The following is an 8378-nucleotide window of genomic DNA, read 5'->3' on the forward strand; positions in this document are numbered from 1 at the left end:
CGCCCAGACACCGCGTACATTCAGGCGGAAAACGTTATCGTTGACCTCCATCGCGAGCAGGCTCGCTCCCACAAAGGGAAGGGCCTGTCATCATGAACCCTCCAATCATTGCCGATGTCGACTAGGCTCTAAGCACTGCTTGATTATCCTTGTGACGTCTTGTCCATTTCTTTGCCCGCGGGGGCGGGTGCTGCGCCTTTTTACTGTCACTCGTCGACTATTCAAACAGAACCCTGGAGCCTGACCACTGATTCGAGAGGTGCCCCATGAGTCTGCTGCTTGAACCCTATACCCTTCGCCAATTGACCCTGCTCAACCGCATTGCGGTGTCGCCAATGTGCCAGTACTCAGCCGTGGATGGTCTGGCCAATGACTGGCACCTGGTCCACCTCGGTAGCCGTGCCATCGGCGGGGCGGGGCTGGTGTTTACCGAAGCCACGGCGATCACCGCCGATGGGCGTATTACTGCACAAGACCTTGGTCTGTGGTGCGATGAACAGATCGAACCCCTGCAACGCATCACACGCTTCATTGCCGCTCAGGGCGGCGTGGCCGGCATCCAGTTGGCCCACGCCGGACGCAAGGCCAGCACCTATCGGCCGTGGCTCGGCAAGCATGGCAGCGTAAAACCCGAAGACGGCGGCTGGTTGCCGGTCGGCCCGTCACCGATTGCTTTCGACCCCGAACACGCAAAGCCCAAGCAGCTTGAAGAAAGCGATATCGCCAATCTCATCCAGGCCTTCGCCGACGCGGCCAAACGTGCGCTGACCGCAGGTTTCAAAGTGGTCGAAGTACACGCGGCCCATGGTTATCTGCTGCATCAGTTTCTTTCACCCCTGAGTAATCAACGGCGGGACCAGTACGGCGGCTCGTTCGAAAACCGCATCCGCCTGGTGTTGCAGGTCACCGAAGCGGTGCGTACGGTGTGGCCGCAAGAGTTGCCGCTGTTCGTCCGGGTCTCGGCCACTGACTGGGTGGAAGATGGCTGGAACCCCGATGAAACCGTCGAGCTGGCGCGGCGCCTCAAAGCCTTGGGTGTGGACCTGATTGATGTCTCCTCGGGCGGCACGGCAGTCAACGCGGAAATTCCGACCGGCCCTGGCTACCAGACGCGCTTCGCCGAGCGTGTGCGTAAAGAAGCGGAAATCGCTACCGGCACCGTCGGCATGATTACCGAGCCGGCACAGGCCGAGCACATTCTGCGTACCTGTCAGGCTGACATCATCTTCCTGGCCCGTGAGTTGTTGCGTGATCCGTACTGGCCGCTGCATGCCGACGACGATCTCGGGGGACGCAAGGCCATCTGGCCGGCGCAATACCAGCGTGCGACCCATCGTGATCAGCCCATCCATGAATCGGATCTGCGGGAATAAATCGGTCGTCATAAAAAAGCCCCTGAGTCGTGAGATTCAGGGGCTTTCGTTTGTACGAAGCGCCGATCAGGCCGCTTCGATCTTGCTGCGGTTCTGTTCGACTTTGTTCAGGTAGTCCTTGAGCTTGTCCTGTTCTGCCGGTGTGGTGAACAAGCCAAGCTTGCTGCGGCGCCACAGGATGTCGTGGGCAGTGGTGGCCCATTCTTCGCTGCACAGGTAGTCGACTTCACGGGTATAGAGACCGCCGCCGATGTGTTCGCCCAGATCACTCAGGTTTTCTACACCTTCGAGCATACGCCAGGTGCGGCTGCCGTAAGTGGTGGCCCAGCGGCGCGAGATTTCAGTCGGAACCCAGTCGAACTTGTCACGGATCAGCGAGCTCAGCGCCTTCGGAGTGGTCATGTCTTCGCCGCCCGGTAGAGGGGCGTTCGCGGTCCAGCTTGGCTTGATGTGCGTAAAGTACGGCGTCAGCTGCGCCAGCGCCGATTCCGCCAGTTTGCGGTAGGTGGTGAGTTTGCCGCCGAACACCGACAACAATGGCGCTTCTTCGCCAGTGCTCGACAACGCCAGGGTGTAGTCGCGAGTGACAGCCGATGGGTTGTCCGATTCGTCGTTGCACAGCGGCCGCACACCGGAATAGCTGTGCAGGATATCGTCGCGGCTGATCTGCTTTTTGAAGTGAGCGTTGACCACTTTCAGCAAGTAATCGGTTTCGCCTTCGGTGATCGCCACCTTCGCCGGGTCGCCGGTGTATTCGCGGTCGGTGGTGCCGATCAGGGTGAAATGGTTCAGATACGGAATGGTGAACACGATGCGCTGATCTTCGTTTTGCAGAATGTGCGCGTGTTCGCCTTCGTAGAGTTTCGGCACGATCAGATGGCTGCCCTGGATCAAGCGGATGCCGTATGGCGATTCCATCTTCAGATCATCACGAATGAACTTGGCGACCCATGGGCCAGCCGCGTTCACCAATGCCTTGGCGCGGATCGAAAACAGACTGCCATCGGCGCGTTCCAGGTGCAGGTGCCACAAGCCCTTGGTGCGACGCGCGCTGACGCAACGGGTCTGGGTGTGGATGTGGGCGCCATTTTCCCGAGCGGCCATGGCGTTCAATACCACCAGGCGCGCATCGTCGACCCAGCAATCGGAGTATTCGAAGCCCTTGGTGATTTCGCTTTTCAGGGCGCTGTCCGGGCCGAACTTCAGGCTTTTCGAGCCCAGCAGCTGTTCCCGTTTGCCGAGGTTGTCATACAGGAACAGGCCGGCGCGGATCATCCAGGCCGGACGCAGGTGTGGACGATGCGGCAGCACGAAGCGCATCTGTTTGACGATGTGTGGCGCTTTGGTCAGCAGCACTTCACGTTCGGCGAGCGCTTCGCGTACCAGACGGAATTCATAATGTTCGAGGTAACGCAGCCCGCCGTGGATCAGCTTGCTGCTGGCCGATGAGGTGTGGCTGGCCAGATCGTCCTTTTCGCAAAGGAACACCGAGAGGCCGCGACCGGCGGCATCCGCTGCGATCCCCACGCCATTGATGCCGCCACCGATGACGGCGATATCGTAGACCTCGGCAAGAGGGGGCGTAGGCAAGGTAGAAGTGGGCATCGGCTAAGGCCTCGGGACTTTTTGATTTTCTGTATTGGGTTTTATGTATTTGAAAGCGAACATTAATGTTCATTTTCGAAAATACTAGCCCATAAAGTCGCGCACAGCCAGTTAGCTTCGATTGAAAATACTCATCGAAGGGCTATTAAAGGAAAATATTCGAACATAAAAGCAAAAGATCGCAGCCTTCGGCAGCTCCTACAGGTGTACGACATCTTTGTAGGAGCTGCCGAAGGCTGCGATCTTTCGAGGCTGAAGGCGTTAAACGACTTCCAGGCGAACCTTATGCTGGTTCAACAGTTGCGCCAGCGTCGGGGACGGCTGTTGATCGGTCACCAGGCAATCGACCAGACTGATCGGCCCCAGGCGAATCATGGCGTTGCGCCCGAACTTGCTGGAGTCGGCGGCGAGGATGACCTGCCGAGCATTGGCGATAATCGCCTGGGAGACCCGTACTTCCTGATAATCGAAATCCAGCAGGCTGCCGTCTTCATCGATGCCGCTAATGCCCACCAGGGCGAAGTCGACCTTGAACTGATTGATGAAATCGACACTGGCCTGGCCGACCACGCCGCCATCACGTCGCACGTTGCCCCCCGTCAGCAAGACGTCGAAGTCGTCCTTGGCGCTGAGCATCGAGGCCACATGCAAATTGTTGGTGATGATCTTCAGGTGGCTGTGATTGAGCAGCGCACGGGCGATCGATTCGGTGGTCGTACCGATGTTGATGAACAGCGAGGCGTGATCGGGAATCTGTGCGGCAATAGCTTCGCCGATACGCTGCTTTTCGTCGCGCATCTGATCGGCGCGCATGGCGTAGGCGGTGTTTTCAACACTGGAGTCGTAAGCCGCGCCGCCGTGGTAGCGGCGCAGTAAATTGGCTTCCGCCAGCTGATTGATATCGCGGCGTATGGTCTGCGGAGTAACGACGAACAGCTGGGCCATTTCCTCAATGCTGACATAGCCGCGCTCGCGGACCAATTCGAGGATTTGTTGCTGGCGGGGAGGCAGATTCATGGGGCGTCCTTGGGGCTGCCGTGCAAAATTTGCCCATGATGCCGCAGGAATCCACTCCCTGCCAGTTACAAGCAGATACGAGTCTGCCGGTTGGCTTATTCAGCGCCTTCCTGTGGCTCCCAATCGCGGGTGCGGCTGACTGCTTTTTTCCAGCCGGCGTAGAGTTTTTCCTTCGCGGCTTCGTCAAGTGTCGGTTCAAACCGGCGCTCGATGACAGCCTTGCCACGCAACTCTTCCAGGCTGCCCCAGAAGCCACAGGCCAAGCCTGCCAGGTAAGCCGCACCCAGCGCCGTGGTTTCGCGCATTTGCGGACGCTCGACCTGGGTGCCAAGAATGTCGGCCTGGAACTGCATGAGGAAATTGTTTGCCACCGCGCCGCCATCCACGCGTAGGGCTTTGAGGCGTTCGCCGGCGTCCTGCTGCATGGCGTCGAGTACGTCCCGGGTCTGGTAGGCAATCGACTCCAGCGCGGCGCGGATGATGTGATCCACGCGTACACCGCGGGTCAGGCCGAACAGCGCGCCACGGGCATACGGGTCCCAGTAGGGAGCACCCAGGCCGGTGAAGGCGGGGACCAGGTACACGCCATTGCTGTCCTTGACCTTGTTGGCAAAGTATTCGGTGTCATGGGCGTCATTGATGATTTTCAACTCGTCGCGCAACCACTGCACGGTGGAGCCACCGTTGAACACCGCGCCCTCCAGCGCGTAGGCCACTTCACCACGGGGGCCACAGGCGATTGTGGTGAGCATGCCGTGATTGGACTTCACTGCTTTATCGCCAGTGTTCATCAACAGGAAGCAACCGGTGCCATAGGTGTTTTTGGCCTGACCTGCCTCCACGCACATCTGCCCGAACAGCGCTGCCTGCTGGTCACCGGCGATACCGCCGATGGCGATCCCGCTTTTGGTACGGCCGTAAATTTCCGAAGACGATTTCACTTCCGGCAACATTTCGCGAGGGATGTCCAGCACCTCCAGCATCTTCGCGTCCCACTGCAGGGTGTGGATGTTGAAGAGCATGGTGCGCGAGGCGTTGGTGTAGTCGGTGACGTGCACTTTGCCGCCGGTGAATTTCCAGATCAGCCAGCTGTCGACGGTGCCAAACAACAACTCGCCGTTGCGCGCACGCTCACGGCTGCCTTCGACGTTGTCCAGGATCCACTTGAGCTTGGTGCCCGAGAAGTATGGGTCGGTGACCAGGCCCGTGGTGTCGCTGATGTATTGCTCATGGCCATCGCGCTTGAGTTGTTGGCAGATCTCGGTGCTGCGCCGGCATTGCCAGACGATGGCGTTGTAGATCGGGCGGCCGGTGGTCTTGTCCCACACAACGGTGGTTTCACGCTGGTTGGTGATGCCGATGGCCGCGACCTGGTCGTGATGCAGGCCGGCTTGTGCCAGGGCCTCGACCATCACCGCACTTTGGGTGGCGAAGATTTCCATCGGGTCATGCTCGACCCATCCGGCTTGTGGATAGTGCTGGGCGAACTCCCGTTGAGCGGTGCAAACGACGTTGGCGTCACGGTCGAAAATGATCGCGCGGGAGCTGGTCGTGCCCTGATCGAGGGCAATGATGTAGTTCTTATTCTGAGTGTCGGTCATGTCGATTGCCTTGGACGATAAAAGGGGAGTGAGGTCTGGCGCGCGATCTTTTCGGCAGGATCATGCGCCAACGGTATCAAGAAATTCCTGGTTTGCCGTCAATGGCCACTGTTGTGTCCTTTGTAGCAGGTACAGCGTTGGGCAGATGACGGGCAATGAGTGCGCGATAGGCTGCGGCGCCGAGGCAGGCACCGAGCATCGGTGCAAAAATCGGGATCAGGAAGTACGGAATATCGCGCCCGCCAGTGAAGGAAATCTCACCCCAGCCGGCAAAGAAGGTCATCAGCTTGGGGCCGAAGTCGCGGGCAGGATTCATCGCGAAACCGGTCAGCGGCCCCATCGAGCTACCAATCACCGCAATCAGCAAGCCGATCAGGATGGGTGCCAAGGGGCCATTGGGGAGGCCATTGTTATCATCGGTCAGCGACATGATCACGCCCATCAGGATGGCGGTGATGATCACTTCGACGAGGAATGCTTGTGCCGTAGACAGGCTCGGATTGGGGAAGGTGGAAAACACCGATGCCAATTCGAGGCTGGCTTCGGTGCCGCGAACCATATGGTGAGTTTGTTCGAAATCGAAGAAGAGGTTGCTGTACAGCGTGTACACCAACAGGGCTCCGCAAAAGGCGCCAGCGACCTGGGCGACAATATAGAACGGCAGTTTGCGCTTTTCGAAGCCCGCGAAAATGCTCAGCGCAATGCTCACGGCGGGATTGAGATGAGCGCCGGAAACCCCGGCGGTCAGGTAGATCGCCATGCTGACGCCGACGCCCCAGATGATGCTGATTTCCCACAAACCAAAGCTCGCACCCGCGACCTTGAGCGCGGCAACGCAACCTGTACCAAAAAAGATCAGAAGTGCAGTACCCAAAAACTCGGCCATGCATTGGCTCGAGAGCGAAGGTTGTTGTAAAGCGGTTGTCATCGAAACCTCATTGTTTTTCTTGTCTGGCGCTTTCTTTCCATCATGGTCAAAGCGCGTTTTTCACCGAGGCAGGATCCCCATCCCGTTCCCGGTTTAATGCTGGGCATTGCGTTGTGGAATTTTCGTACAGATTCACAAACGAAAAAATATAGACAAGAAACACTGCTGTCAAAGGTCGAAAGTGAACCATCGGTCACAAATAAACTATTAGTTCTGTGAATGATCGATTGGGGAGGCAGTTTGAATGGGGTTCGAAGAAGCCTTTTGCGAATCAATGTCCTAGAATCCGGCGCATTGTCTTTTACCGCCGCCATGTCTGGAGCTGCCATGACACCCGCATTGGATTTGCTGAAAAAGGTTCGGGCCGAACACCGAGTGCACAGTTATGAACATGACCCGAAGGCAGCGTCCTATGGGCTTGAGGCCGCGGAAAAGCTTGGCCTGGACCCAGCGCAGGTGTTCAAGACTTTGCTGGCGGCCAGTGAGAAAGGCGAGCTGTTGGTTGCGGTGGTGCCGGTTGTCGGGAGTCTGGATTTGAAAGGCCTGGCACACGCAGCGGGTGTGAAAAAAGTCGAAATGGCCGACCCCGCCGCAGCGCAGCGCTCGACTGGATATCTGTTAGGCGGAATCAGCCCGCTGGGACAGAAGAAGCGTTTGCGCACCTTTATAGATAATTCGGCACAACCCTTCGCGAGCATTTTTGTCAGCGCGGGACGACGTGGCCTGGAGGTCGAATTGGCCCCTGCTGTGCTGGCTGAGCACACCCAGGCGAAGTTCGCCGATATCGGTCGCGCCTGACGGCTCTGTATGGTGCAAAAAAGCCAGCTCTGTCACTGGTGCGTTCTTTACCGCGACTTCATGCTCGGTGGCCTGACAGAGGGAGAAGGTTATGCAGCTTGAGTTTTATCAGGTTGACGCGTTCAGCGATCAACCCTTTCGTGGTAACCCGGCAATGGTCTATCGGCTGGACGCCTGGCTCGCCGATGATTTGATGCAAAAGATCGCCGCCGAACACAACCTCGCCGAGACGGCTTTTGTTGTGCGAGAGGGACAGGGCTGGCACATCCGCTGGTTTACCCCGACCACTGAAGTCCCGTTATGTGGTCACGCAACCCTGGCCAGTGCCTACGTGTTGTTCGAAATCTACAAGGAGCCCGTTGAGCGCCTGGACTTCACCTGCAAGTCCGGCCCGCTGAGCGTGACCCGTGAAGCTGGGCGCCTTTGGCTGGATTTCCCGGCGATCGTACCGTCGGAAGTCGGGGTGACCCTGGACATCGAGCGTGTGCTCGGCGTGGAAGCCGTCGATGTCCTGGGTTCAAATGAATTGTTCGTGGTGCTTGAGTCCGAGCAGGCCGTGCTGGACTGCAAACCGGACATGGTCGCCCTGGCGAAGCTGCCGTGGTTGGGCGCCATCGTGACGGCGCGGGGTGGCAAGCATGACTTCGTATCCCGTTACTTCGCACCGGCCATTGGCATCAACGAAGATCCGGTGACCGGATCGACCCATTGCAGCCTGATTCCTTACTGGTCGAAGCGTTTGGGTAAGTCGAGTCTGACGGCTTATCAGTGTTCGAAGCGGGGCGGGGAGTTGTTCTGCCGGTTGGAAGGGGATCGAGTGAAGATTGGCGGGAATGCGACGTTGGTGGCCAGCGGAAAACTGATGATCGCCTGAAACGTGTAGGCGCGAGGCTTGCCCTAATGCCAGTCAGTTAAGCGATGAAGGTCAACTGTAGGAGCGAGCTTGCTCGCGAAAAACGTTAACGATAACGCGGAAATTCAGAATGAACGCGGCGTCCTGAAGTATTTCGCTAGCAAGCTCGCTCCTACAAATGCCTTAACTGACCGGCATTAAGG

General features: G+C 58.1%; 7 protein-coding genes. 3 read left to right on the forward strand and 4 right to left on the reverse strand.

Features of this window, described 5'->3' with window-relative positions; genetic code table 11:
• The first annotated feature begins 266 nt into the window (after positions 1-266).
• Positions 267-1373 (forward strand): NADH:flavin oxidoreductase/NADH oxidase, encoded by a 1107-nt coding sequence (locus tag ACRESJ_RS33495; protein ID WP_431761708.1) that lies wholly within the window; start codon positions 267-269, stop codon positions 1371-1373.
• Between the two features lie 66 nt (positions 1374-1439).
• Here the strand turns inward: ACRESJ_RS33495 and glpD are convergent, their stop codons facing one another.
• From glpD to ACRESJ_RS33515, 4 genes are all read right to left on the reverse strand, one after another.
• Positions 1440-2978 carry a glycerol-3-phosphate dehydrogenase gene (glpD, locus tag ACRESJ_RS33500; protein ID WP_431761709.1) on the reverse strand — a complete coding sequence of 513 codons (1539 nt, stop codon included), beginning with the start codon at positions 2976-2978 and terminating at the stop codon, positions 1440-1442.
• 261 nt (positions 2979-3239) lie between these two features.
• The gene (locus tag ACRESJ_RS33505; protein ID WP_431761710.1) at positions 3240-3995 is read right to left on the reverse strand and encodes a DeoR/GlpR family transcriptional regulator; all 756 of its coding nucleotides are present in this window, start codon (positions 3993-3995) and stop codon (positions 3240-3242) included.
• A gap of 95 nt (positions 3996-4090) precedes the next feature.
• Positions 4091-5596, reverse strand: a complete 1506-nt coding sequence (gene glpK, locus ACRESJ_RS33510) for a glycerol kinase GlpK (RefSeq protein ID WP_431761711.1) — start codon at positions 5594-5596, stop codon at positions 4091-4093.
• A 76-nt stretch (positions 5597-5672) separates the two neighbouring features.
• Positions 5673-6524, reverse strand: a complete 852-nt coding sequence (locus tag ACRESJ_RS33515) for an MIP/aquaporin family protein (RefSeq protein ID WP_431761712.1) — start codon at positions 6522-6524, stop codon at positions 5673-5675.
• 327 nt (positions 6525-6851) lie between these two features.
• Here ACRESJ_RS33515 and ybaK point away from each other — a divergent pair, with 327 nt between their 5' ends.
• Entirely contained in the window at positions 6852-7322 is a 471-nt protein-coding gene (gene ybaK, locus ACRESJ_RS33520; protein ID WP_007971306.1) for a Cys-tRNA(Pro) deacylase, read from the forward strand.
• Between the two features lie 91 nt (positions 7323-7413).
• Positions 7414-8196, forward strand: a complete 783-nt coding sequence (locus ACRESJ_RS33525) for a PhzF family phenazine biosynthesis protein (protein ID WP_431761713.1) — start codon at positions 7414-7416, stop codon at positions 8194-8196.
• Positions 8197-8378: the final 182 nt, after the last annotated feature.

Origin of the sequence: Pseudomonas sp., from assembly GCF_050739655.1 — a bacterium.
GTDB lineage: Bacteria > Pseudomonadota > Gammaproteobacteria > Pseudomonadales > Pseudomonadaceae > Aquipseudomonas.